The 22,969-nt window shown below is 73.6% G+C and carries 27 protein-coding genes; 10 read left to right on the top strand and 17 right to left on the bottom strand.

The window, feature by feature from the left end; translation table 11 throughout:
• Positions 1-91: 91 nt before the first annotated feature.
• Entirely contained in the window at positions 92-1,678 is a 1,587-nt protein-coding gene (locus M2302_RS30305; RefSeq protein WP_280841230.1) for an MDR family MFS transporter, read from the bottom strand.
• 106 nt (positions 1,679-1,784) lie between these two features.
• Here M2302_RS30305 and M2302_RS30300 point away from each other — a divergent pair, with 106 nt between their 5' ends.
• The gene (locus M2302_RS30300) at positions 1,785-2,378 is read left to right on the top strand and encodes a helix-turn-helix domain-containing protein (RefSeq protein WP_280841229.1); all 594 of its coding nucleotides are present in this window, start codon (positions 1,785-1,787) and stop codon (positions 2,376-2,378) included.
• Here the strand turns inward: M2302_RS30300 and M2302_RS30295 are convergent.
• From M2302_RS30295 to M2302_RS30265, 7 genes are all read right to left on the bottom strand, one after another.
• A complete protein-coding gene (locus M2302_RS30295) occupies positions 2,369-2,881 on the bottom strand; it encodes a GNAT family N-acetyltransferase (protein ID WP_280841228.1) in 513 nt (170 codons plus the stop codon). The genes M2302_RS30300 and M2302_RS30295 overlap by 10 nt on opposite strands.
• Positions 2,878-3,093 carry a biotin/lipoyl-binding carrier protein gene (locus M2302_RS30290; protein WP_280841227.1) on the bottom strand — a complete coding sequence of 72 codons (216 nt, stop codon included), beginning with the start codon at positions 3,091-3,093 and terminating at the stop codon, positions 2,878-2,880. Before M2302_RS30290 ends, M2302_RS30295 begins: the two co-directional genes overlap by 4 nt.
• A gap of 434 nt (positions 3,094-3,527) precedes the next feature.
• On the bottom strand, positions 3,528-3,815 hold the full coding sequence (rsrA, locus tag M2302_RS30285; protein ID WP_210774475.1) for a mycothiol system anti-sigma-R factor: 288 nt from the start codon (positions 3,813-3,815) through the stop codon (positions 3,528-3,530).
• A 1-nt stretch (position 3,816) separates the two neighbouring features.
• A complete protein-coding gene (locus M2302_RS30280) occupies positions 3,817-4,635 on the bottom strand; it encodes a sigma-70 family RNA polymerase sigma factor (protein WP_210774474.1) in 819 nt (272 codons plus the stop codon).
• A gap of 273 nt (positions 4,636-4,908) precedes the next feature.
• A complete protein-coding gene (locus tag M2302_RS30275) occupies positions 4,909-5,523 on the bottom strand; it encodes an alpha/beta family hydrolase (protein WP_280841226.1) in 615 nt (204 codons plus the stop codon).
• A 220-nt stretch (positions 5,524-5,743) separates the two neighbouring features.
• Positions 5,744-6,136 (bottom strand): WhiB family transcriptional regulator, encoded by a 393-nt coding sequence (locus tag M2302_RS30270; protein WP_280841225.1) that lies wholly within the window; start codon positions 6,134-6,136, stop codon positions 5,744-5,746.
• Between the two features lie 199 nt (positions 6,137-6,335).
• Positions 6,336-7,034 carry an SOS response-associated peptidase gene (locus M2302_RS30265; RefSeq protein WP_280841224.1) on the bottom strand — a complete coding sequence of 233 codons (699 nt, stop codon included), beginning with the start codon at positions 7,032-7,034 and terminating at the stop codon, positions 6,336-6,338.
• Between the two features lie 102 nt (positions 7,035-7,136).
• Between M2302_RS30265 and aroA the strand changes: the two genes are divergently transcribed.
• Genes aroA through M2302_RS30245 form a run of 4 tightly spaced genes read left to right on the top strand, consistent with a single transcriptional unit; the run spans position 7,137 to position 11,310 of the window.
• The gene (gene aroA / locus M2302_RS30260; protein WP_280841223.1) at positions 7,137-8,438 is read left to right on the top strand and encodes a 3-phosphoshikimate 1-carboxyvinyltransferase; all 1,302 of its coding nucleotides are present in this window, start codon (positions 7,137-7,139) and stop codon (positions 8,436-8,438) included.
• A gap of 18 nt (positions 8,439-8,456) precedes the next feature.
• Complete coding sequence (gene rsgA, locus M2302_RS30255) at positions 8,457-9,542, top strand: ribosome small subunit-dependent GTPase A (RefSeq protein ID WP_280841232.1); 1,086 nt, start codon at positions 8,457-8,459, stop codon at positions 9,540-9,542.
• A gap of 25 nt (positions 9,543-9,567) precedes the next feature.
• Entirely contained in the window at positions 9,568-10,386 is an 819-nt protein-coding gene (hisN, locus tag M2302_RS30250) for a histidinol-phosphatase (RefSeq protein WP_280841222.1), read from the top strand.
• A gap of 27 nt (positions 10,387-10,413) precedes the next feature.
• Positions 10,414-11,310 carry a hypothetical protein gene (locus tag M2302_RS30245; RefSeq protein ID WP_154942171.1) on the top strand — a complete coding sequence of 299 codons (897 nt, stop codon included), beginning with the start codon at positions 10,414-10,416 and terminating at the stop codon, positions 11,308-11,310.
• A gap of 7 nt (positions 11,311-11,317) precedes the next feature.
• Here the strand turns inward: M2302_RS30245 and M2302_RS30240 are convergent, their stop codons facing one another.
• From M2302_RS30240 to M2302_RS30230, 3 genes are all read right to left on the bottom strand, one after another.
• Positions 11,318-12,517, bottom strand: coding sequence for a glycosyltransferase (locus M2302_RS30240; protein ID WP_154942170.1), 1,200 nt, complete (start codon positions 12,515-12,517; stop codon positions 11,318-11,320).
• A gap of 326 nt (positions 12,518-12,843) precedes the next feature.
• Positions 12,844-13,089, bottom strand: a complete 246-nt coding sequence (locus M2302_RS30235) for a hypothetical protein (RefSeq protein ID WP_179801619.1) — start codon at positions 13,087-13,089, stop codon at positions 12,844-12,846.
• Positions 13,086-13,379 (bottom strand): hypothetical protein, encoded by a 294-nt coding sequence (locus tag M2302_RS30230; RefSeq protein ID WP_280841221.1) that lies wholly within the window; start codon positions 13,377-13,379, stop codon positions 13,086-13,088. Before M2302_RS30230 ends, M2302_RS30235 begins: the two co-directional genes overlap by 4 nt.
• A 151-nt stretch (positions 13,380-13,530) precedes the next feature.
• On the opposite strand from M2302_RS30230, the gene M2302_RS30225 reads away from it, so the two are divergent.
• The 3 genes from M2302_RS30225 to M2302_RS30215 all read left to right on the top strand — a co-directional run bounded on the left by M2302_RS30225 (position 13,531) and on the right by M2302_RS30215 (position 15,975).
• Positions 13,531-14,532 carry an SDR family oxidoreductase gene (locus M2302_RS30225; protein ID WP_280841220.1) on the top strand — a complete coding sequence of 334 codons (1,002 nt, stop codon included), beginning with the start codon at positions 13,531-13,533 and terminating at the stop codon, positions 14,530-14,532.
• Between the two features lie 56 nt (positions 14,533-14,588).
• On the top strand, positions 14,589-15,329 hold the full coding sequence (locus M2302_RS30220) for an ATP-binding protein (protein ID WP_280841219.1): 741 nt from the start codon (positions 14,589-14,591) through the stop codon (positions 15,327-15,329).
• 73 nt (positions 15,330-15,402) lie between these two features.
• Positions 15,403-15,975, top strand: a complete 573-nt coding sequence (locus tag M2302_RS30215) for a DUF5709 domain-containing protein (protein WP_280841218.1) — start codon at positions 15,403-15,405, stop codon at positions 15,973-15,975.
• Between the two features lie 7 nt (positions 15,976-15,982).
• On the opposite strand, the gene M2302_RS30210 is transcribed toward M2302_RS30215, so the two are convergent.
• Entirely contained in the window at positions 15,983-16,630 is a 648-nt protein-coding gene (locus M2302_RS30210; protein WP_280841231.1) for a response regulator transcription factor, read from the bottom strand.
• Between the two features lie 14 nt (positions 16,631-16,644).
• Positions 16,645-17,775, bottom strand: coding sequence for a DUF5931 domain-containing protein (locus M2302_RS30205; protein ID WP_280841217.1), 1,131 nt, complete (start codon positions 17,773-17,775; stop codon positions 16,645-16,647).
• A 119-nt stretch (positions 17,776-17,894) separates the two neighbouring features.
• On the opposite strand from M2302_RS30205, the gene M2302_RS30200 reads away from it, so the two are divergent.
• On the top strand, positions 17,895-18,362 hold the full coding sequence (locus M2302_RS30200; RefSeq protein WP_280841216.1) for an ATP-binding protein: 468 nt from the start codon (positions 17,895-17,897) through the stop codon (positions 18,360-18,362).
• Between the two features lie 11 nt (positions 18,363-18,373).
• On the opposite strand, the gene M2302_RS30195 is transcribed toward M2302_RS30200, so the two are convergent.
• The 4 genes from M2302_RS30195 to M2302_RS30180 all read right to left on the bottom strand — a co-directional run bounded on the left by M2302_RS30195 (position 18,374) and on the right by M2302_RS30180 (position 21,410).
• Complete coding sequence (locus tag M2302_RS30195) at positions 18,374-19,312, bottom strand: ribose-phosphate pyrophosphokinase (RefSeq protein WP_280841215.1); 939 nt, start codon at positions 19,310-19,312, stop codon at positions 18,374-18,376.
• A gap of 181 nt (positions 19,313-19,493) precedes the next feature.
• Entirely contained in the window at positions 19,494-19,694 is a 201-nt protein-coding gene (locus M2302_RS30190; RefSeq protein WP_280841214.1) for a DUF397 domain-containing protein, read from the bottom strand.
• On the bottom strand, positions 19,691-20,554 hold the full coding sequence (locus M2302_RS30185; RefSeq protein WP_280841213.1) for a helix-turn-helix transcriptional regulator: 864 nt from the start codon (positions 20,552-20,554) through the stop codon (positions 19,691-19,693). The genes M2302_RS30190 and M2302_RS30185 overlap by 4 nt, the downstream gene beginning before the upstream one ends.
• Positions 20,555-20,576: 22 nt before the next feature.
• Entirely contained in the window at positions 20,577-21,410 is an 834-nt protein-coding gene (locus M2302_RS30180) for a phosphoribosylaminoimidazolesuccinocarboxamide synthase (RefSeq protein ID WP_280841212.1), read from the bottom strand.
• Positions 21,411-21,617: 207 nt separating this feature from the next.
• On the opposite strand from M2302_RS30180, the gene M2302_RS30175 reads away from it, so the two are divergent.
• Positions 21,618-22,949 carry an extracellular solute-binding protein gene (locus M2302_RS30175; RefSeq protein WP_280841211.1) on the top strand — a complete coding sequence of 444 codons (1,332 nt, stop codon included), beginning with the start codon at positions 21,618-21,620 and terminating at the stop codon, positions 22,947-22,949.
• The last annotated feature ends 20 nt before the right edge of the window (positions 22,950-22,969 follow it).

Below are 22,969 nucleotides of genomic sequence, written 5' to 3'. Positions count from 1 at the left end.
GTCATGTTCACGTACTGGGTGACGAAGGCGGCGACCGCGTCGGCGATGAGCTGCACGGCGATCGCGGCCAGCAGCAGGCCGGCGAGCCGGGTCAGGCCACCGGGGCCTTGCCGAGGGCGGTCTCGGCCTGCTCCTCGGGGGTCGCGGCCGGCGGGGCGTCGTTGGACGACCGCAGCGGGACCTCCTTGATGAACCAGGCGAGCACCGGCACCACGACGGTGAAGAGCACCGCCCACAGGAACACGTGGGAGATCGCGCCGGAGAGGCCGCCGAGCACCAGCTCGCGCGCCTGGGCCGGCAGCTCCTTGAGCTTCGCCAGGTCCATCCCCTGTCCCTCGCCGGCGCCGCCGCTGAACGCGCTGCCGGCGGCGGAGTCGGCCAGCCGGTTGGCGAAGATGGCGCCGAAGAGCGAGATGCCGAACGAGCCGCCGATGGAGCGGAAGAAGGTGGCCGCGCCGCTCGCCGCGCCGAGGTCCTTCTGCTCGACGCTGTTCTGCGCGATCAGCATCGAGGTCTGCATCAGGAAGCCCATGCCGACGCCGAGCACGACCATGTAGAGCGAGGACTCGGCCTTGCCGGTGCCCACGTCGAGGCGGCTGAGCAGGAGCATGCCGGCGGTCATCACCACGCCGCCGACGATCGGGAACATCCGGTACCGGCCGGTCTTGGTGATCGCCCGGCCGACCACCAGCGAGACCACCAGCATGCCGAACATCAGCGGGAGCAGCAGCAGGCCGCTGTTGGTGGCCGAGGCGCCCTGCACGGTCTGCTGGTAGAGCGGCAGGAAGTTCATCGCGCCGAACATCGCGAAGCCGAGCAGGAAGCCGATCACCGATATCAGCGCGAAGTTGCGGTTGGCGAAGAGCCCCAGCGGCAGGATCGGCTCGGGAACCCGGCGCTCGACGAGGCCGAAGGCGACCAGCGCCACCACGGCGAGCACCGCCAGGCCGAGGATCTGCGGGGAGACCCAGTCGTACTCGTTGCCGCCCCAGGTGGTGAGCAGGACGATCGCGGTGATGCCGACCGAGAGCAGGGCGGCGCCCAGCCAGTCGATCCTGTGCTCGGTCCGGTACTTCGGCAGGTGCATGGTGGTGGCCAACACCAGCAGCGCGACACCGCCCAGCGGCAGGTTGACGTAGAACGCCCAGCGCCAGGAGAGGTTGTCGGTGATGAAGCCGCCGACCAGCGGGCCGGCCACCATGGCGATGGCCATGATGCCGGCGATCATGCCCTGGTAGCGGCCGCGCTCGCGGGGCGGCACCAGGTCACCGATGATCGCCATCACGCCGACCATCAGGCCACCCGCGCCCAGGCCCTGCACCGCGCGGAACGCGATCAGCTCGACCATGCCGTCGCCGGGGCCGCCGAGCATGTCCGAGCCGGCCATCCCGCAGAGCGCCGAGCCGACCAGGAAGACGACCACCGAGGTCAGGAAGACCGCCTTGCGCCCGTACAGGTCGCCGAGCTTGCCCCAGATCGGGGTGGAGACCGTCGTGCCCAGGACGTACGCGGTGACGACCCAGGTGAAGTGGTCGACGCCGCCGAACTCGCCGACGATCCGCGGCAGCGCGGTGCTGACGATCATGTTGTCGAGCATCGCGAGCATCATCGCGATCATCAGGCCGAACAGCACAACCCTGACGTTGGGTCTCGCCGCCGTCTGGCTTTCCTGACTCATGGGTAAGCTCCCCCGGAGAAGTGTCGCACTTACTTGCCGCCCGGCTAGTTACCTTACTAGCCGCACGGTAAGTTGGACAGCGAGAGACCGTCAAGCGAGTTGGGTGGTGCAGGTGAGGGAGAGCACAGGCGGCACGCGTGAGCGTATCCAGGCCGTCGCGCTGGAGCTCTTCACCGAGCAGGGGTACGAGCGGACCTCGCTACGCGAGATCGCCGAGCGGCTCAACGTCACCAAGGCGGCGCTGTACTACCACTTCAAGAGCAAGGACGAGATCGTCAACAGCCTGGTCGAGGACCGGGTACGGCGGATCGACGAGCTGATCGCCTGGGCCCGGTCGCAGCCGCCCACCCGGGCCACCCGGCGGGCGCTGCTGAACAGGTACGCCGACATGATGTTCGCCAGCGAGCAGCCCTCGGTGATGCGGTTCTTCGAGCAGAACCAGACCGTGCTGAAGAGCCTCTCGGCCGGCATGCAGATGCGTGAGCGGATGCTGGGCCTCGCCGACCAGCTGTGCCAGGGCGACAAGTCACCCGCCGCGCAGCTGCGCGCGACCCTGACCCTCTTCGCGGTGCACAGCAGCTGGTTCGCGGTGCGCACCCCGCACATCACCGACCAGGAGCGCAAGAAGATCGCGCTGGAGGTCGCCGACGAGCTGCTCGCCGGGATCGGTGCGCCGGAGCCGGACGCGGCTCAGGACTGAGCGGTCAGCTCCAGCCGCAGGCCCAGCAGGTCCACCCCGGGCACCGGCGACCAGTCCTTCTCGCGCAGCCGGACGAAGCCCATCCGCTCGTAGAGCCGGTGCGCGGGCGCGGCGAACCCACCGCGTACGCAGATCACCACCGCCGTGCAGCCCAGCGCGGCGGCCCGGTCGGCGCAGGCCCGGGCCAGCGCCGCCCCGGCACCCCGACCCTGGGCCGCCGGGTCCACGGCGAGCATGCGGAACTCCGCCTCGCCGGGGCCGGAGAGCTCCGCGTACGGGCTGCCGGGCAGCACGAAGGTCACCGAGCCGAGCACCTCGCCGGTCGCCTCGTCCACGGCCACCAGCACCTCGCCGTGGGTCGCCCGGTGCGTCACGTCGGCGAGCACCTCGGCGTACCCGTGCTCGCCCTTGAGCTGCCCGTCCGCCTCGTACGCGGCCACCGTCAGCCGGGCGACCGCGGCGAAGTCGGCCGAGGTCGCCGGGCGGACCAGCAGGCCGGTCAATCGATCACCGCGATCAGGTCACCGTCCTGCACGACGTCGCCCTCGTTGACGGCGAGCTGCTTGACCACGCCGTCGGACTCGGCGACGACGGGGATCTCCATCTTCATCGACTCCAGGATCACGAGCGTGTCCCCCTCGGACACGTTGTCCCCGGCCGACGCGACGACCTTCCAGACGTTGGCCACCATCTCGGCACGGATCTCCTCGGCCATCTCCCGGCCCTCCCTCTCGCGATTGCCTGCCGACGTATCCAATCATGCGGCGGCACGCGATGGGCGGGGAGCGGGCGGCGCCACGTCCACGACCGGAAACGCCGCGCGCTCTCCCCGCCCCGGCGGACGATGGCGGGTACCGGCCGCACTAGCATCAGCGGGTCGGACCCTGGCGCCGGGAGGACCGGTGCGCACACCGGCCGAGGGTCGCCGCAGCAGGGATCCGCCCATCACGAGGAGGTCAGCATGGCGAAGAAGTCCCGTAGGAAGAAGGCCCGTAGGAAGAACGCCGCGAACCACGGCAAGCGCCCCAACTCCTGATCCCGCCCGGCGGGCAGCCGCCGTCGCGATCAGCTCCGCCGGCCCACCGAGGGCCGGACAGACCGGTGGCCCGGGTCGGATCGACCCGGGCCACCGTCGTGTTCCGCGTACGTTCAGTCGGCCAGTTCGCGCGACTCGGTCGTCTCGAAGACCACCAGCTCGGTCAGGCGGATCCGCAGCCGCTCGCGCAGCTGGTCGGGGGCGATCTCGTTGCCGCAGCAGCGGGCGACGAGCGCCTTCACCTCCTGCTCGATGCCGAACTCGCGCAGGCAGTGCCCGCACTCGTCGAGGTGGTGGCGGATCAGCGTGCGCCGTTCCTCCGCGCACTCCAGGTCCAGGTAGAGGTAGACCTCCGCGAGTACCTCACGGCAGTCCGTCTCGTGCGGCTTTCCACAGCTCACGTCACACCTCCCGGCCGGCAGCGGCGGTCGAGCCCTTCGAGGACTGCGCGGCGCTGAAACCGCGCTCCGCGGCGTAGCGCTCGAGCAGCTTCCGCAGATTACGTCGACCCCGGTGCAGCCGGGACATCACGGTGCCGATCGGCGTGCCCATGATGTCGGCGACCTCCTTGTAGGAGAACCCCTCGACGTCGGTCAGGTAGACCGCCAAGCGGAACTCCTCCGGCAGCTGCTGGAGGGCCTCCTTGACGTCGCTGTCCGGCAGCCGGTCCAGCGCCTCGGTCTCGGCCGACCGCAGACCGCTGGAGGTGTGCGACTCGGCCTCGGCGAGCTGCCAGTCGGTGATCTCTTCGGTGGGCGCCTGGATGGGCTGGCGCTGCCGCTTGCGGTAGGTGTTGATGTAGGTGTTGGTCAGGATCCGGTAGAGCCAGGCCTTCAGGTTCGTGCCCTGCTCGAACTGGTGGAAGGCGGCGTACGCCTTCAGGTATGTCTCCTGGACCAGGTCCTCGGCATCCGCGGGGTTGCGTGTCATCCGCAACCCGGCAGCGTAGAGCTGGTCGACGAAGGGCATCGCGTCCCGCTCGAAGCGGGCCCTGCGCTCGTCCGTCTTTTCGGTGGTCAACCGCACATCCCCTCGCGTCGGATGCTTCCCCGCCGAGGATACGCGTACGGACCTGCCGGCAGATTCGGTTCCGCCGGGTGTGCCCGCTCTCACCACCGCCGTGCCGCCCACCGTCGCGGGCCAGTCCGGTCCGCCCAGCAACTGCCGGAGCTGCCGCGCTTCCCGTTCGTCCCGTTCCCGGCTCCGTGTCTCGGTCGGCACCGGTCACCCCCCTCGCCAGATGTGTCGCTCCGGTGGTGGTAACGCCCGGTCGGGGTCCGGACATTCCGCCAGCCGCCCCCGTTCCTGGTCCCGGCCTCGGCGGAGACCGACGCTGGGACCAGGAAGGGCCTGGGAGGACGGTGCCGTTCGCCCGGATCGGGCGGCCGGCACCATCCGATGCAACGACCCTGCGCCGCGCCGGTCACGCGCGCCGGGCGGGGCGGCTGCACGCCGTGCCACGGCGCGCCGGGCGGGGCGGCTGCACGCCGTGGCTCAGGGCAGCGCCCAGCCCCGCTCGCGGAGCCAGGCGAGCACGGCGGTGGCCACGGCGGCCGGGTCCTTGCGCAGGTCGTGACGCTCACCGGGGCGGACGACCACGCGGACCGACGCGTCGGCCTCCGGCACGCCGAAGGGATCGCGGTCGCCGTTGACCACCAGGGTGGGCAGCCCGGTCAGCAGCTCAGCCGCGCGGGACCGCTCCGGCCGGCCCGGCGGGTGCAGCGGGAAGGCCAGCGCGACCACCCCGGCCGCACCCACGGCCGCCGCGGTACGACAGGCCACCCGGGCACCGCTGGACCGCCCGCCGACCAGCAGCGGCACGTCCGGGTGCCGGGTACGCAGCCCGGCGACCACCGCCGTCCACGCCTCGTCGAGGTGCTGGGCCGGTGCCGGCGCCCGCCGCCCGGCCACCCGGTACGGCTGGGTCACCCGCGCCACCGCCACCCCCGCGCCGACGGCCGCGTCCCGGACCGCGAGCAGGTCGGGGGCGTCCACGTCGCCGCCCGCCCCGTGCCCGAGCACGAGCAGGGCGACCGGCGGGCCGGCTGGCAGGTCGGCCTCGACCCGGGCCAGGCCCCGTGGAGTGTCGATCTCGTCGCGGTGCGGCACCGGCCCATTCTGCGCCGCCGGGCCGCCGGACACGGCCACCAGGCCCACAGGGGCACGCATCAGGGCCGGCGCAGCACGGGCCCGGCTTGGCGACGACGCGGGCAACGGCACCGGTGGAGCGATCCGGCCCGGCACGGCGACGGAGGCCGGCCGGGACGCACCATCGGGCCGTCCCGGCCGGCTCAGTCGACGAGCGGTGACGTGGCGTTCGGGTGCGGGCTCAGCTCAGCGGCACCAGCGTGAGCAGGCGGTCGCGCACCGGCGGCCCGGCGTCGTCCGCGGCGTCCGGATCCGGCTGCACCTCGCTGCGCCAGGCGACCAGCATGGCCCGCCGCTCGCGCGGCGTGGTGCCACCCCAGACACCGTGGCAGTCGCCGACCTCCAGCGCCCAGGCCAGGCACGAGCCCTGCACGTCGCAGCTGCGGCAGAGCGCGACGGCGGCGTCGGCCGGCTCGTTGGGCGCCGGAAAGAATGTTTCCGGATCGACGCTCTGGCAGGTTCCTCTGGTCCGCCAGGCCTCGTCGTGGCGGCGTTCGCGCAACGCCCGCAACAGTCGCGGATCTCGTCGTGCGGCGGCCACCTCGTGCGGTCGGGGCATACGCGCCCGGGTCATCACACCCACCTCCCCCGTGGGACCGGCAAGATCGACGGGCGTCGGTCGCACCGCGCGAAGACGCTCCCAGTGCCGGCGCTGTGTTCTATCGCACCCGTGGACACGGAGACAAGGGGCTTGCACAAAGATGACTGAAGATCCGAGCGAAATTTCGCCCGGAACTCTGGCAATTCGTACGCGACAATGTCGCGAATCGCGTTCAGAAAAGCGTCATTTCCCCCTCGATCCGCTCCTCGGGCAGCGGCACCCGCTCGATCAACCCCGGCCCGTCGTTGCGCACGTCGCCCACCGCCGGACCCACCGGTCGGATCTCCAGACCGGCGAGCCAGTCGACCGGCGGCGGGGCGAGCAGCGTGGCCGGGTCGTCGGCCGGCCCGAGCCAGGCCGCCCAGCGGTCGGCGGGCAGCAGCAGCGGCATCCGGTCGTGCACCTCGGCCAGCTCCCCCACCGCGGCGGCGGTGAGCACACTGAACGTGAGCAGCGACTCCCAGCGCGACCAGATGCCGGCGAACGCCAGCACGGAGCCGTCGCGGGGGGTCATGTAGTAGGGCTGCTTGCCGCCGGCGGGGCGGCGCACCCACTCGTACCAGCCGTCGGCGGGGACCAGGCAGCGCCGGCGGGCGAACGGGTCGGCGTACGCGCGGCTGGTGGCGACGGTCTCGACCCGGGCGTTGATCATGCGGGCGGCGCCGGCCGCCGAACGGGACCAGTGCGGCACCAGGCCCCAGCGCCCCGCCGACAGCACCCGACCGGCCTCGGCGTCCATCCGCACGACCGGCACCGGGTCGGTCGGCGCGACGTTGTGGTCGGGCGCGAGCCGGCCCTCGGTGTCGTCGTACGACTCGAACAGCGCGCTCAGGTCACCGGCGCTCCGGGTCGTGGCGTACCTCCCGCACATGGCGCACACGCTAACGCCCCGTCGGCTTCCCGGCTGTCCCGCCAACCGGGAGTAGGACCGACGGCCGTCTCCACGGGCCGGCGAGCTTGGCAGAATGTAACCGTGGGGAATCCGACCGCGACCCGGCCGCAGCAGCCGTGGACCGCACCGACCGCCAGCGATCCGGTTGCCGCGACGCTGCGCCTGCCCGGCTCCAAGTCGATGACCGCCCGGGCGCTGGTGCTCAGTGCCCTGGCCAGCGGTCCGTCGACCCTGCACGGGCCGCTGCGCGCGCGGGACACCGAGCTGATGGCCGGCGGGCTGCGGGCGATGGGCGCGCACATGTCGATCTCCGACGACGAGCGCTGGCTGGTCCGGCCGCACCGGCTGGTCGGTCCGGCCCACGTCGACGTCGGGCTGGCCGGCACGGTGATGCGCTTCGCGCCGCCGGTCGCCGGCCTGGCCGAGGGACGGGTCACCTTCGACGGCGACCCGCAGGCCCGGGTCCGCCCGCTCGGTCCGCTGATCGGCGCGCTGCGCTCGCTCGGCGTACGCGTCGAGGCCCCGGCCGCCGGCAGCCTGCCGCTGACGGTGCAGGGCACCGGCCGGGTCGCCGGTGGCGAGGTGGTGATCGACGCCTCCGCCTCCAGCCAGCTCGTCTCCGGCCTGCTGCTCGCCGGCGCGCGCTTCGACCGGGGCGTGGTGGTGCGCCACCAGGGTCCGCCCGTCCCCTCCGCGCCCCACCTGCGGATGACCGTGCAGATGCTGCGGGCGGCCGGCGCCGCGGTCGACGACAGCGTCCCGGACGTCTGGGTGGTCGCGCCCGGCCCGCTGGCCGGGCGCGGCTGGGAGATCGAGCCGGACCTCTCCGGCGCGGTCCCGTTCTTCGCCGCCGCGCTGGTCACCGGCGGCGAGGTGACCTTGCAGGGCTGGCCGCGCAGCAGCGCGCAGCCGGTCGAGCAGCTCCGCTCGCTGCTGCACCGGATGGGCGGCGAGGTGACGCTCGGCACGGCCGGGCTGACCGTGCGCGGCACCGGCACGGTGCACGGCTTGGAGGCGGACCTCTCCGACGTCAGCGAGCTGACCCCGGCGCTGACCGCGCTGGCCATGCTGGCCGACTCCCCGTCCCGGTTCACCGGCATCGCGCACATCCGCGGCCACGAGACCGACCGGATCGCCGCCCTGGCCCGCGAGTTCACCTCGCTCGGCGCCGACCTGACCGAGTCCTCCGACGGGCTGGAGATCCGGCCCCGCCCGCTGCGCGGCGGCACCTTCCGCACCTACGCCGACCACCGGATGGCGCACGCCGCCGCGGTGGCCGGGCTGGCCGTCCCCGGCATCGAGGTGGACGACGTGGCGTGTACCTCCAAGACCATGCCCGAGTTCCCGGCACTATGGTCGGCAATGGTGACCGGCAAGAGCTGAGGCGTAGAGGGGGCGGTCCTGGCGACCAGACGGCGGGAGTACGACGAGGACGACGTACGGGTCCGGCCCGGAAAGTCCTCGCGTCCACGCACCCGCACCCGGCCCCGGCACGCCGACGCGGTCGACGGCTTCGTGATCGCCGTCGACCGGGGCCGCTACACCTGCGTGCTGGCCGGCGCCGACGCCGACGACACGGTGACCGCGATGCGGGCCCGGGAGCTGGGGCGCAAGTCGGTGGTGGTCGGCGACCGGGTGGGCCTGGTCGGGGACACCTCAGGGGCGGCCGGCGCGCTGGCCCGGATCGTCCGGATCGCCGAGCGGCGCTCGGTGCTGCGGCGGACCGCCGAGGACGACGCGACCACCGCCGAGGGGCGGCTGGAACGGGTCGTGGTCGCCAACGCCGACCAGTTGGTGATCGTCAGCGCGCTGGCCGACCCGCCGCCGCGCACCGGCTTCATCGACCGCTGCCTGGTGGCCGCGTACGACGCGGGCATCGAGCCGTTGCTCTGCCTGACCAAGGCCGACCTGGCCGGGCCCGAGCAGGTGCTCGGCTACTACACCGAGCTGGAACTGCCGTACGTGCTCGTCCGCCCGGACTCCGACCTCGACGCGCTGCGGGCGCTGCTCGCCGGCCGGGTCTCGGTCATGGTCGGGCACTCCGGGGTCGGCAAGTCGACGTTGGTCAACCGCCTGGTGCCGGAGGCCGCCCGGGCCGTCGGCGTGGTCAGTGCGATCGGCCGGGGCCGGCACACCTCCACCAGCGCCGTGGCGCTGCGGCTGCCGCCCGCGCCGGGCGTCGACGGCGACCCCGGCTGGATCATCGACACCCCCGGGGTACGCAGCTTCGGGCTCGCCCACGTCTCGGCGGAGAGCCTGCTGCACGGCTTCGCCGACCTGGTCGAGGCGACGGTGGACTGCCCGCCGAACTGCCCGCACACCGCCGACGCGGCCAACTGCGCGCTGGACGCCTGGGTGGCCGCCGGCAAGGCCGATCCGCGCCGGCTGGCGTCGTACCGTCGGCTGTTGTCCTCCCGTGCCGGGGAGGGTGACCCGCGCGGCGTGGCCGACCAGCGGAATCCGGGCGACCCGCTCGCCGGGTCCTGATCCGGCCGTGGCTACCGTTTCTCGCATGACCGGGTACGCCGACGACATCGCCCTCGCCCACCAGCTCGCGGACGCCGCCGACGCCATCTCCACGGCCCGCTTCCGCGCGCTCGACCTGCGGGTCGAGGCCAAGCCGGACCTCACCCCGGTCTCCGACGCGGACACCGCCGTGGAGCGGGAGATCCGCGCGCTGCTGGCCGACCGCCGCCCCGGCGACGGCCTGCTCGGCGAGGAGTACGGCGAGCAGCCCGCCGCCGGGCCCGGGGGTCGGCGCTGGGTGGTCGACCCGATCGACGGCACGAAGAACTTCGTCCGCGGCGTGCCGGTCTGGGCCACCCTGATCGCGCTGCTGGAGGGGGACCGTCCCGTGGTCGGGCTGGTCTCCGCCCCGGCGCTGGGCCGCCGCTGGTGGGGCGCGCTCGGCGAGGGCGCGTACGCCGGGCCGGACGCCGCCTCCGGCACGCCGATCCGGGTCTCCGCCGTCGGCGACCTGGCCGACGCCAGCTTCTGCTACTCCTCGCTCAGCGGCTGGGAGGAGGCGGGCCGGCTGGACGCGATGCTCCAGCTCATGCGGGACACCTGGCGCAGCCGCGCGTACGGCGACTTCTACGGTTACATGCTGCTGGCCGAGGGTGCACTGGACGTCATGGTGGAGCCCGAGTTGTCGCTCTGGGACGTCGCCGCGCTGGTGCCGGTGGTGACCGAGGCCGGGGGCGCGTTCACCGATCTGTCCGGCCGTGGAGTCCCTGCTGGGGCTGGTTCCGGGGAGCACAGCGCCGTGGCCAGCAACGGCCTGCTGCACGCCGACATCCTCGCCCGGCTGGGTCGGCCAACCGCGCGCTGACCCCCGGGCACCCTCTATCCTCGCCAGGTGGTGTCCTCCGGTTGGTGCTTCCTCGCGGCCATGATCGTCGCGTACGGCTTCGCCAACATGTTGCAGTCGGTCGCCGCCGCCCGGACCACCGTGCACCACACCTTCGATCCGGGGCTGCTGCTGAAGCTGGCCGTGCACCGCACCTACCTGGTCGGTCTGCTCTGCCAGGTGATCGGGTTCGTGCTGGCCTTCCTGGCCCGCCGGGACCTGCCGCTGTTCCTGGTGCAGGCCAGCGTGGCCGCCGGGCTGGGGGTCACCGCCGTGCTGGGCGTGGTGGTGCTCAAGTGGCGGCTGCCGAAGGCGGAGGTGGCCCTGCTGGTGCTGCTCTTCGGCGGGATCACCGCGCTGGTGCTCTCCGCCCAGCCGGCGCCGTCGAAGTCCCTCGGCACCGCCGGCCTGGTCGCCCTCGCCGTGGCGCTGGGCGGCATCGGGGTGCTCGGCTTCTTCGCCGTCCGCCTGCACGGGCCGCCCGGGTCGGTGGCGCTCGGCTCGCTGGCCGGGATGGCGTTCTCCGCCGCCGCGGTGGCCGCCCGCCCGCTGGCGTCCGCGCCGACGGCCGAGGCGTTCGTCCAGGACCCGCTGCTCTACCTGCTGATCGCCCACTCCCTGGTCGGGCAGCTGCTGCTCGGGCTGGCGATGCAGCGCGGCTCCACCACGGCCGCCGTCGCCGCGATGGACGCCGCCGGGGCGGTGCCCGCCGCGATCGTCGGCCTGCTGCTGCTCAACGACCGGATCTGGCCGGGCCGGGAGTGGCTGGCCGCGGTCGGCTTCCTGGTCACCCTCGCCGCGGTCATCGGGCTCACCCGGTACGCCGAACCACAGCACCACCATGCCGTCGTCCGGCGACGGGAACGGATCGCGGTCGGCGCCGGCTCCGGCCGACCACCGCTGTGACCGGCGGTCAGGCCTCGACCGGCTTGCGCCGGAGCACCACCCGCTCGTAGAGCCGCTCCAGGGCGCTGGCGGTGCGCTCCCAGGTGTAACTGCACCGCACCCGGTCCACCGCCGCGTGCCCGTACGCGAACCGCCCGGCGTTGTCGGCCAGCAGCCGGCGCAGCGTCACGCCCAGCGTGCGGACGTCGCCCGGGGGCACCAGCCGCCCGGTGACCTCGTCGACCACGGCGTCGGCGATCCCGCCCATCGCGTACCCGACCACCGGTACGCCGCACGCCATCGCCTCCAGCGACACCCGGCCGGCCGAGGAGTAGTGCGGGGTGCAGGCGACCACGTCGGCCGAGCGGTACCAGGTGGCCATCTGGTCGTGCGGTACCGCCCCGACCAGCTTCACCTGGTCGGCGACCCCGGTCCGCTCGGCCAGCTCGCGCAGCCGGCGGGCCTCGGCGTGGGTGGCCAGCTCCTCGGGCGGCGGGCCGCCGGCGATGACCAGCTCGGCGTCGCCCACCAGGCGCATCGCCCGGATCAGGTCCTCCTGGCCGTGGCCGGGCGACAGCCCGCCGACGGAGAGGATGCGGGCCCGCTGGTCGCGGGGGGCCGCCTCGCCGTCGGGGTGGAACCGCTCGATGTCCACCCCGGCGGGGACCATCGCCACCGACGTGCGTTGCAGGCCCATCCGGGTCAGTTCGTCCACCTCGTCGTTGCACTGGGCGACCGCGATGTCCACCGCGCGGGTCAGCGCCCGCTCCAGCGGGATCCGCTCCCCCGGGCCGTCGTACTGCTGGCCGAGGTGGCGCAGCTGCTCGACGCCGAGGGAGTGGAAGGTCTGCACGACCGGGATGTCCGTCTCGCGTACCGCGTGGGCGGCGGCGAGGCCGCCGATCCAGTAGTGCCCGTGCACCACCTCGGGGGTCCACTCCGCGGCCCAGCGGTCGGCCAGCCACCGGCCGAACTCCGACACGTACGGCACCAGCTCGGCGGTGGGCGTGATCCTGGCTGGCCCGACGGGCACCCGTTCGAGGCGGTAGCCGTCCACCTCCACGACCTCCGGCAGGGCGGGGTCGTCGCGGCGCTCGTAGACCCGTACGTCGTGGCCGCGCCCGGCCAGCTCGGCGGCGACCCGGGCGATGTGCTCGTGGGTGCCGACGGCGGGGGCGTCCGCATGCCGGGCCGAGCCGGCGTGCGCGCAGACGAGGCCGACGCGCATGGTCACCTCCATGCGATTCGTGAGGGATGGTCCTCCGGTCAGAGGGTCCCATTAACCCGGCCCCGGCGAGCCGAAACCTGGCAGATCGGGAGCAGTCGGAACGCCGTCGGCCGACCATTGCGGGCACCCGGCCAGCGAGCCGCCGGCAGGCCCCCGCCACCGGACTTTCCGCAGGTCCCACGCGCCTTCCCGGCGCGTCCGGCGGGGTGAGCGGAGGTCCGTACCCGGCCGTCCGGGGTGATCGGTTTACGCCATCGTCAAGCCGGGTGTCCGGAAGGCCCGGCATGCCGGGATCGCTGCTCGGCCGCGATGCGCTGCGAGCGTGCTCACCTATCGGTGGTCCGGTCTTCCCGGTCGACGAACCGGCCCTCCTGGAGCAGTACACGTTCGAAGTAGGTCGGATCCTCCACCTCACGCATGGTGATGGTTGTCACCCGCAGGCCGGGGTGCTCCGGGGTGAGCGGGATGGCGCCCAGGTTCGACGGCGCGCCGGGCGCGACACGGCCGACGCCGCGTATTTCGCCGTCCGGCGTGTGCCAGACGTGGTACTCGATCTCGGATTCGCCTCTCATGCGACTGCCTCCTCGATGGCGTCGAGCATGATGAAGGACCAGGGCGGGTTGCCGATGTGGTCGTGCCAGACGCCCGCGATGTCCGCCACGCGGGCCAGCGTGCCGTCGACATGCGGGTAAACGGGACCGACTGTGAGTTGGACGCCGATCGGGGCGCCAGCCCCCACCACGCGCACCGGCCGGGCCGAGTAGGTGACTGCCGTGTCCGTGGGAAAGCCGTGTAGGTAGACGCCCAGATTGGTGCCGGAATATACGTACTCGAAGACATACGCGGTATAAGCCATGGTCATCGGTCTTCCGGTGGAACGTGCACTTTTGTGGTGATATGTACTATACGTCCGGTATCCCGCACTGTCTGACAAACGCCGCGACAGCCGGCCCCGGTGCCGATCCGTGCCCACCCGGCCGCATGACCCACTCTGGTGGGGGTACCGACGAGGAATGCCGCTAACCCGCAGTCTCTCGGACGCCGTCGTGGTGGTCACCGGCGCCTCGAGCGGCATCGGCACCGCCACGGCCTACGCGCTGGCCCGCCGGGGCGCGGACATCGTCCTCGCCGCCCGCAGCGAGCCCGCCCTGGAGGACGTCGCCCGGCGCTGCCGGGAGTTGGGCGGCCGGGCGCTGGCGGTGCCCACCGACGTGACCGACCCGGTGGCGGTCGAGGAACTGGCCGCCCGCGCCGCGGCCGAGTACGGCCGGATCGACGGCTGGGTGAACAACGCGGCGGTCAGCGCGGTCGGGCTCTTCGACGAGATCCCGGTGTCGGAGTTCCGCCGGGTGCTGGAGGTCAACCTGCTGGGCGCCGCGTACGGCATCCGCGCCGCGCTGCCCTGGTTGAGCCTCTCCGGCGGCGGGGTCGTGGTCAACAACGCCTCGGTGCTGGCCGAGGTGGCGATGCCCTACCAGTCGGCGTACAACGCCACCAAGCACGGCATCCGCGGGCTGGCCGACACGGTCCGGCAGGAGCTGCGGGTCACCGGCCGGGGCAACATCTCGATCTGCACCGTGCTGCCGGCCACCATCGACACCCCGTTCTTCCGGCACGCCGGCAACCACACCGGGCGCGAGCTGGTTCCGCCGCCGCCGGTGTACCCGCCCGAGATGGTGGCCGAGACCATCGTCCGGCTGCTGCGCCGCCCGCGCCGGGAGGCGTACGCCGGCGGCGCGGCCCGCCTGATCGGCCTGCAGTGGCGGCTCGCGCCGGCGCTGGCCGAGCGGGCCCTCGGCTGGTACGCCCACCGGACGCAGTTCGGGCCCTCGGGCGCGGCGGACAGCACCGGCAACGTCTTCCGCGCCGACGCCGAGGCGCAGCGCGAGGGCGGCTGGCACGGCCGACGCCGGCAGGTGGTCCGGGTGACCGCCGCGTTCGGGCTGGCCGCCGCCGGGACCGCGGTCGGCACGATGGCCGCGATGACCCGCCGCTCCCGGGCGGAACGGCGATGACCGGCACGGAACGGCCGGGTGCGCGTCCGGCCGCCGGCATGCACAATGGGACGATCATGCCGACGGACGCGCGATGCCTGGTGGAGGCGGACGAGTCGTCCGCGACCGTGCGGCTGAGCGGCGTGCTGGAGCCCACCACCGCCGACCGGGTCCGCGACGCCCTGCTGGCGCGACTGAGCGACCGGCCCGGCCCGATCGTGGTCGACGTGGCCCGGCTCCGCTCCACCGACGGCAGCGCCGCGCGTCTGCTGGCCGAGGTCCGCCGCGCGGTCACCGACTGGCCCGCCACCGACCTGCTGGTGCTCGACCCGGCCGGCACGGTCACCGGCGCCGACGCGACCGGGCTGCCGGTGTACGCGACCGCCGACGAGGCGACCGCCGCGCTGGCCCGTACCCCGATGGCGGCGCTGCTCGCCGCGGACCTCGCGCCCACGGTGGGGGCCGCCCGGCAGGCGCGGGCGATGATCGCCGACGGGTGCGCCCGCTGGAATGTGCCGCAGCTGACCGAGCCGGCGTCCATCGCGGTGACCGAGATGGTCAACAACGTGGTGGCCCACGCGCGGACGCCGATGACGGTCCGCCTCGCGCCGCGCGACAGCTCGTTGCACGTCGCGGTCCGCGACCACTCCCCCCGACAGCCCGCGTACGCCGGCCTGGCTCCGCTCACCTCGACCGGCGGCCGTGGCCTGCTGCTGATCGACACGGTGGCCCGACGCTGGGGCAGCACCCCGGTGCCGAACGGCAAGGTGGTCTGGTGCGTGCTCCACGCCGAGGACGAAGCCGCGCGCCAGGGCTGACTTCTCCCTTTTCGTCCCGATTGCGGGGTCCGGCTCCGGTTACCCGGGGCATGGCAGTGGGTAGTGATCAGTCATGCGCGACGACGAGTACCCGACCCCCCTCTCCGACCCTGAGGCGGAGGGTCTGCCGCAGACCGCCGACGACGACTCCACCGCCAACGACGACGTCCTCACCGGCCGCGAGGCCGACGGCCCGGAGCCGGCCCAGCTGCCCGGCGACCGCACACCGGTCGCGGTCGACAGCTTCGGCACCACCGCCGAGGAGCAGCTCGAAGGGGAGTCGCTGGACTACAAGCTGCAGCGGGAGCAGTACGAGCGCGCCGCCGACGACCCACTGGCCGGCCCGGTCGACCCGGACATCGCCGCCGAGGCGGACAGCGACGAGGCCGCCGCCGAGGCGCAGCTGGACGCCGACGTGATGAACCCCGGTCCCACCTCGGACCCGCACTCCCCGGTCTCCATCTACGACCACGGCAAGCTGGGCACCATCGCCGACTCCCAGGTGGGCCGGCTGGTCGAACCGGACGAGGGGGCGCACACCGACCAGGAGACCGACTCGGTCGCCTACGACGCGGGCTCGGCCGGCGGCGGGGCCACCGCCGAGGAGCTGGCGATCCACGAGACCCGGCCGCCGGAGTCGCACTGACAGCCTCTCAGTCGTCGAGCCCGCGCTCGATCGCGTAGCGGGTCAGTTCGACCCGGTTGTGCAACTGGAGCTTGCCCAGCGTGTTCTGGACGTGGTTCTGCACGGTGCGGTGCGAGAGCCCCAGCCGCTCGGCGATCTGCCGGTACGACAGCCCCTTGGCGACCAGACGCAGCACCTCGGTCTCCCGCTCGGTGAGCCGGGGTGCCTCGTCGTCCCGGCCCGACCGGGCCCCGCCGTCGGTGGCGCCGGCCAGCCGGCGGTACTCGCCGAGGACCAGTCCCGCCAGGCCGGGCGTGAAGACCGGCTCCCCGGCGGCGGTGCGGCGCACCGCGTCCAGGAACTCGGCCGGCGCGGCGGACTTCACCAGGTAACCGGTGGCGCCGGCCTTCACCGCGTCCAGGACGCTCTGCTGCTCGCCGCTGGCCGACAGCATCAGCACCCGCACCTCGGGCAGCACGGCCCGCAGGCCCCGGATCACCTCGACTCCGGAGATGTCGGGCAGTTGGAGGTCGAGCACCACCACGTCGGGCCGGGCCGCGGCGGCCACCCGGACCGCCTGCCGCCCCTCACCACTGGTCGCCACCACCCGGTGGCCGGCCTCGGTGAGGTCACGGGCCACCCCCTCCCGCCACATCGGGTGGTCGTCGACCACCATCACGCGTACCCCGGTCACCCGTCCTCCCGCGGTACCACCAGCTCCACCTCGGTGCCCTCCCCCGGCGCGGAGACGATCCGCACCTCGCCGCCGAGGTCGGCGATCCGGCCCCGGATCGACTGGCTCATGCCCAGCCGCCCCTGCCGGGCCGCCTCGACCAGCCGGCCCTCCGGGACGCCCGGGCCGGCGTCGCGCACCGACACCGTCACCGTCACCCCCTCGTCCTCGACCAGCACCCAGGCGCGCCCGTCGGCGTGCCGCCGCACGTTGTCCAGCGCCGCCGCGGTGGCGGCGGCCAGTTCCCGGGCCACCGGGGCGGGCAGCGGGACCGGGGTGGCCGGGGCGGAGACGGAGACCGTCGCCGAGGCGTACCGGCCGAGCAGGGCGCGCAGGTCCAGGGTGCCGGTCGGCTCGTCGGCGGCGGGCGCCGGGTCGACCCCGGCGATCAGGGCGCGCAGCGCCGCCTCCTGCTCGCCGGCGAGCCGGGCCAGCTCACCGGCCTCGCCGTCGAGGTGGGCGCCGCGCCGCTGCACCAGGGCCAGCACCTGGAGCACCGAGTCGTGGATGCCCCGGGCCAGCCGCTCCCGCTCCCGGGTGGCCGCCTCCAGCTGCACCGCCCGGTGCAGCCGCTCCTCGGCGGTCACCGCCAGCCGCGCGACGTGCCCGACGATCACCCCGGCGAGCAGCAGCAGGATCACCCCGGTGAGCGAGGACGGGCCGATGCGTCCCCGGCTGGCCAGGTCCGCCGCGCCGAGCGCCAGCGCCGCGACCGCGCCGCGCCGCCGCCCGCCGGAGACCGCCCAGGCCAGCACCGGGCCGGCCAGCCAGACCACGGCCAGGGTCGGCACACCGGCGGCCAGCGCCGGGCGGCCGACCACCCACGGGGAGACGGCGAGGACGACGAGCACGACGCCCAGGTCGGCCAGGAGCAGCGGCCAGTGCCGGTTCGCCGGCCGGGCGTAGCCGGCGGCGGTCACCCCGGACCAGGCCAGCATCGCCAGCAGGACGGCGCCGGCGGCGAGCGGGTAGGCGTACCGGTCGGCGTCGCGGAGCACCAGCAGGCAGACGTACCCCAGGGCGGCGAAGCGGAAGACGGCGATGGAACGCCACAGCGGCACCTCGAGACCACCCGGCGGCGACGGCATGGCCGTCACGATGCCACAGCCGCCGGCCGGCTCGGCCCCGGCGCCGGTCGCGGTACGAAGAACCCTGACGTACGGTGGAAATGCCGCGAAACTCCGAGACCGGCTGTCGGGACAGGGCCATGACGAACGCAGATCCACCCTCGCCGCGTACGGTTGTGCCCATCAAATCTTCCGTTCTCATCGCCGAGGCCTTCGAGCAGGCACAGGTGACCGAGCTGCGACACTCGGTCACCTCCTGCGCGCACGCCGCCGGGCTGGACGGCCAGCGGCTGGACGACTTCGTCCTCGCCGTCAACGAGCTGATCACCAACGCGGTCCGGCACGGCGGGGGCCGGGGCTGGCTGCGGCTGTGGCGACGGGCCGACGAACTGGTCTGCGAGGTCTCCGACCACGGCGCGGGAATCAGCGCGCAGCGGCTCGGCGACCACAGCCGCCCGGCGCCGGACACCGCCGGCGGGTGGGGGCTGTGGCTGGCCCGGGAGCTGAGCGACGCCATGGAGGTCGAGACCAGCCCGGCCGGCACCACGGTACGGATCAGCGCCCTGACCCGGGCGCTGCGCCGCGCGGGCGGCCCGGCCGGCGACTGACCCGGCCCGAGTCAGCTGAAGAGCGCGCTGACCGACTCGCCGTTGTGGATCCGCCGCATCGCCTCGGCCAACGCGGGCGCGACCGAGAGGATCTCCAGCTTCGGCACCCGCTTCTCCGCCGGGATCGGAACCGTGTTGGTGCAGACGATCTCCAGCACCCCGTCCTCCCCGCTGAGCCGCTCCAGCGCGCCGCTGGAGAAGAGCCCGTGCGTGCAGGCGAGCCGGATCGAGCGCACCTTCCGCTCGCGCAGGTGCGCCATCAGCTCGATCACCGTGCTGCCCTTGGCGATCTCGTCGTCGAGGACGATGACGTCCCGGTCGGCCACGTCGCCGATCACCGTGCTGATCTTGACCCGGTCGTCGCTGAACCGCTGCTTCGCCCCGGCCGCCACCGGCGTGCCGAGCATCCGGGCGAAGGCGGCGGCCTCCTTGGCGTTGCCCAGGTCCGGCGAGACCACCACGGTGTCGGTCAGGTCGTAGCGCCGGAAGTGGGCGGCCAGCTCGCGCAGCGCGTGCAGGTGGTCGACGGGCACGCTGAAGAAGCCGTGCACCTGCGGCGAGTGCAGGGTCATCGCCAGCACCCGGTGCGCCCCGGCCGAGGTGAGCAGGTCGGCGACGAGCCGCCCGCCGATCGAGATGCGCGGGGCGTCCTTCTTGTCCGACCGGGCGTACGCGTAGTGCGGCAGCACCACGGTGATCCGGCCGGCGGACGCCCCCCGGGCCGCGTCGATCATGAGCAGCAGCTCGACCAGGTGCTCCTGGACCGGCGGCACCAGCGGCTGGATCAGGAAGACGTCGCGCTCCCGGCAGTTCGCCTGCAACTGCACCTCCAGGCAGTCGTTGGCGAACCGGGAGACCCGCACCGGGTGCAACGGGACGTCGAGGTGGGCACAGATCTCGGCGGCGAGCTCGGGATGGGCGGTTCCGCTGAAGACGGCGATGTCACGCACGATCCAGATCGTACGGAGGCCCCGGGGCGGGCGACGCGTGGGCGCGCGAGGGTGGCGTGCACCCTGGACCGGGTGGAGTGAACGCCGGGTGCTCATGATCATCTGATGAATCCCGACGGGCGGCACGGCGTGTCGCGTCGGTTCCCATCAGACGATCATGAGACCGGCCCGCCGGGAGGATTCAGCTGCTCGGCGCTGACTTGATCAGCGCGACGAAGGACCGCCAGGCGGCCGGAGCGAAGGTGAGGATGCCGCCACTGGGGTCTTTCGAGTCGCGGACGAGCACGCGGCCGGACAGGTTGTCGGCCACCTCAACGCAGGTGTCGCCACCGTTGCCCGACCGGCTCGACACTCGCCACCGAGGGGTGGGGGCAGTGTTCACAGCTCGCTCACCAGCTTTCCGATCAAGTCTGCGGACACATTCTGCGGCAGGGCCTCGCTGAGGAGTGTGTCCCACATGACCCTGATCGTATCCAGCGCGTCCGGCTGATCCATGACCTGACCGAAGACGCCGTCCACATAGGCGACCTCGTCACCGTCCGGCAGCGTGGCCAGCACGAAACCGCCGGCCAGACCCGGATGAGCTCCCACCCCGATCGGCACGACGTACAGCCGGATGTGGGGTAGGTCCGCCAACTCCCTCAGACGTTCCAGCTGTGCCCGCTGGATCTCCCGGTCACCGACCACCCGCCGCAGGGCGGCCTCGTCCATGATCGCGGTGAACCGCTTCGGCACTTCGCCGGTGAGCAGGTCCTGACGTTCCATCCGGCCGGCGACGAGGTGCGCCACCTGGTCGGGCCCGTGGGTGCCTTGCGCCGTGAGCACCGCCCGCGCGTACGCCTCGGTCTGCAGGAGGCCGGGCACCAACGACGGTTGGAAGGTACGGAGGATGCACGCGGCGGCCTCGACCCCGCGCCACGGCGCGAACCACGTCGGCGATTGCTGGCGGTTGGCCGCAGCCAGCAGCTCGGAGAGCAGGCCCGCGGTGCTCAACGCATCGTCGGCGGCGGCGGCGAACTGCGGGGTCGGCCGCCGCCGACCGGTCTCGATCGCAGCGATGGTCGACGGACTCCAGCTGATCCGCTCCGCGAGGGCCTCCTGGGAGACTCCCGCGCTGGCCCGGGCGGCCTTCAGAGCTCGGATCCACATGTCGAAGTTCATCTCCACCAGCCCGACATTCACGAATGCGGAAAGCGACGATGCAATCCTCAATCGGGACGGCCGGGAGGTCCAGCCGGACACCCGCCCTGCTGCGGCTTTCTGATCAGGCCCAGCGGTTGCCGGTGAGCCGCTCGTAGACGTCGACGTAGCGGGCCCGGGTCGCCTCGACCACCTCGGCCGGCACCTCGGGAGCCGGGCCCTGCTTGTCCCAGCCGCTGTCGGTCGCCCAGTCCCGGACGTACTGCTTGTCGTAGGAGAACTGCACGCGGCCCGGCTGGTACGACTCGGCCGGCCAGAACCGGGACGAGTCGGAGGTCAGCAGCTCGTCGCCGAGCATCAGGGTGCCGTCCGGCGTCCAGCCCAGTTCGAGCTTGGTGTCGGCGACCAGGATGCCCCGGTCGGCGGCCAGCTCGGCGCCGCGGCGGTAGACGTCGATGGTGATCTGGCGCAGCCGCTCGGCGGTCTCCGCGCCGACCTTGTCCACCACCTCGGCGAAGGTGATCGGCTCGTCGTGCTCCCCCACCGGCGCCTTGGTGGACGGGGTGAAGATCGGCTCGGGCAGGATCGACGCCTCGACCAGGCCGCGCGGCAGCGCCACGCCGGAGATGGCGCCGGTGCGCTGGTACTCCTTCAGGCCGCCACCGGTCAGGTAGCCGCGAGCGACGCACTCCACCGGGACCATCTCCAGCCGCCGGCAGCGGATCGCCCGGCCGGCGAACTCGGCGGGCACGTCGGTGGTCGAGATGACGTGGTTCGGCACCAGGTCGGCGAGCTGCTCGAACCACCAGACGGAAAGGGCGGTGAGCAGTCGACCCTTGTCCGGGATCGGCGTCGGCAGCACCACGTCGTAGATCGAGATGCGGTCGGAGGCGACCAGGATCAGGTCGTCGCCGTCGGCGTAGACGTCCCTGACCTTGCCCGAGTGCAGAAGTTCCACGCGCCCTAGTACATCAGACGACGTCGGGACGCCCGGTGCGGCCACCGGCCGTCCCGAGGCCGGCGGGCCCGGGTCGGCTCAGCGCGCATCGATGTTGGTCAGCGCCGAGCGACCGTCCCCGCCGCCGCCGGCCGCCCGGCGTTGACACCCGGGCTCACCGCCTGCGTGAATGGTCCGGCCCGCACCGCCGCGCACCAGGAGCCCCCCGTGCCCGCTGCCCGCCCTCCGCGCCCCCGGCCCGGCGCCGACCCGGACCGGCGGCGGCTGCTCGGCGCGCTGCTGGCGGTGCCGGCGCTCGCCACCGGCGGCCTCGCCGGGTGCAGCGACGGCCCGGCCGCCCCGGTCGACGAGAACGGGCCGATCGAGTTGTCGGTCTTCTGGTGGGGCAACACCCGGCGCGCGGAGGCCACCGAGCGGGCGCTGCGGCTCTACTCCTCGCGCAACCCCCGGGTCACCTTCCGGGTCACCTGGCAGGCCGCCAGCGGCTACTACGACCGGCTCGCGACCCAGGCCGGCGGCGGCAACGTGCCGGACCTGTTCCAGGTCGACGACACCGTGCTGACCGAGTACGCCCAGCGCGGCATCGCCCTGGACCTCAGCCCGTACGCCGCGGACGGCCGGCTCGACCTCGGCGGCCTGCCGCCCGGGCTGGCCGACTACGGCCGGGTGGACGGTCGGCTGTACGGCGTCCCCGCCGCGCAGACGCACGCCGCCGTGGTCTACAACAAGGACCTGCTGCGCCGGCTCGGGGTGCCCGCCCCGACGATCATGCCGTGGGCGGACTATCTGGCCTGGGCCGCGCGGGTCACCCAGGCCAGCGGCGGGCGGGTGGCCGGCACCATGGATCCGTCCGGCGACCACCGGGCGCTCTGGCTCTGGTTGCGCGGCCAGGGCGGCAAGTTCTACCAGGGGCGGCAACTCGGCTTCAGCTCGGCGGCCCTGGTCGACTGGTTCGAGCTCTGGCAGCGGGCCCGCAACGACCGGGCGACCCCGGCCGCCGCGCTGGTGGACCGGGCCGACGGCGGCGAACCGGCCCGACAGCTCGTGGTGACCGGCCACACCGCCGCCTCGTTCGCCTGGTCGCACCAGCTTCCCGAACTCCAGCGCAACACCGACGACGAGTTGGGGCTGGCCGCCTTCCCCGGGCCGCCGGCCGCCCAGTGGGACTGGGCCTCGATGTACTGGGCCGGCTTCCACGGCACCCGGCACCCCGGCGTGGTGGCCGACGTCGTCAACTTCCTCACCACCAACGTCGAGGTGGGCCGGATCCTCGGCACCGACCGCGGGCTGCCCGCTGACCTGGCCGTGCGGCAGACCGTCACCCAGGCGTCCGACGATCCGGTGGTCAAGCGCGTCGCCACGCTGGGCACCAGCCTGAACGACCTGGTCGGGCCCGCTCCGGCCCCACCGCCCCGGGGGCACGCCCGGGTGCGCGCGCTGCTCACGGCGGCGGCCCAGGACGTCCGGTCGGGCCGGGTGGGAGCGCGGGCCACGACGTCGAAGTTCATGGCGCGGGCGCAGGGGGCGCTGGCCGAGTGACCCCGGCCGGCGTCTGCCGG

Origin of the sequence: Micromonospora sp. A200 (assembly GCF_029893845.1) — a bacterium.
Classification (GTDB): Bacteria; Actinomycetota; Actinomycetes; order Mycobacteriales; family Micromonosporaceae; genus Micromonospora; species Micromonospora purpureochromogenes.
This window is presented reverse-complemented; position numbering and strand designations above follow the sequence as displayed.

Coding starts and splice junctions, on each gene's coding strand:
- M2302_RS30290 (WP_280841227.1), bottom strand. CDS start 3,093: ATGGCCGAGGAGATCCGTGCCGAGATGGTGGCCAACGTCTGGAAGGTC.
- M2302_RS30220 (WP_280841219.1), top strand. CDS start 14,589: ATGCCGACGGACGCGCGATGCCTGGTGGAGGCGGACGAGTCGTCCGCG.
- M2302_RS30210 (WP_280841231.1), bottom strand. CDS start 16,630: ATGGTGGTCGACGACCACCCGATGTGGCGGGAGGGGGTGGCCCGTGAC.
- M2302_RS30235 (WP_179801619.1), bottom strand. CDS start 13,089: ATGAGAGGCGAATCCGAGATCGAGTACCACGTCTGGCACACGCCGGAC.
- M2302_RS30270 (WP_280841225.1), bottom strand. CDS start 6,136: ATGACCCGGGCGCGTATGCCCCGACCGCACGAGGTGGCCGCCGCACGA.
- M2302_RS30230 (WP_280841221.1), bottom strand. CDS start 13,379: ATGACCATGGCTTATACCGCGTATGTCTTCGAGTACGTATATTCCGGC.
- M2302_RS30205 (WP_280841217.1), bottom strand. CDS start 17,775: ATGCCGTCGCCGCCGGGTGGTCTCGAGGTGCCGCTGTGGCGTTCCATC.
- M2302_RS30305 (WP_280841230.1), bottom strand. CDS start 1,678: ATGAGTCAGGAAAGCCAGACGGCGGCGAGACCCAACGTCAGGGTTGTG.
- M2302_RS30200 (WP_280841216.1), top strand. CDS start 17,895: ATGACGAACGCAGATCCACCCTCGCCGCGTACGGTTGTGCCCATCAAA.
- hisN (WP_280841222.1), top strand. CDS start 9,568: ATGACCGGGTACGCCGACGACATCGCCCTCGCCCACCAGCTCGCGGAC.
- M2302_RS30265 (WP_280841224.1), bottom strand. CDS start 7,034: ATGTGCGGGAGGTACGCCACGACCCGGAGCGCCGGTGACCTGAGCGCG.
- M2302_RS30215 (WP_280841218.1), top strand. CDS start 15,403: ATGCGCGACGACGAGTACCCGACCCCCCTCTCCGACCCTGAGGCGGAG.
- M2302_RS30225 (WP_280841220.1), top strand. CDS start 13,531: ATGCCGCTAACCCGCAGTCTCTCGGACGCCGTCGTGGTGGTCACCGGC.
- M2302_RS30240 (WP_154942170.1), bottom strand. CDS start 12,517: ATGCGCGTCGGCCTCGTCTGCGCGCACGCCGGCTCGGCCCGGCATGCG.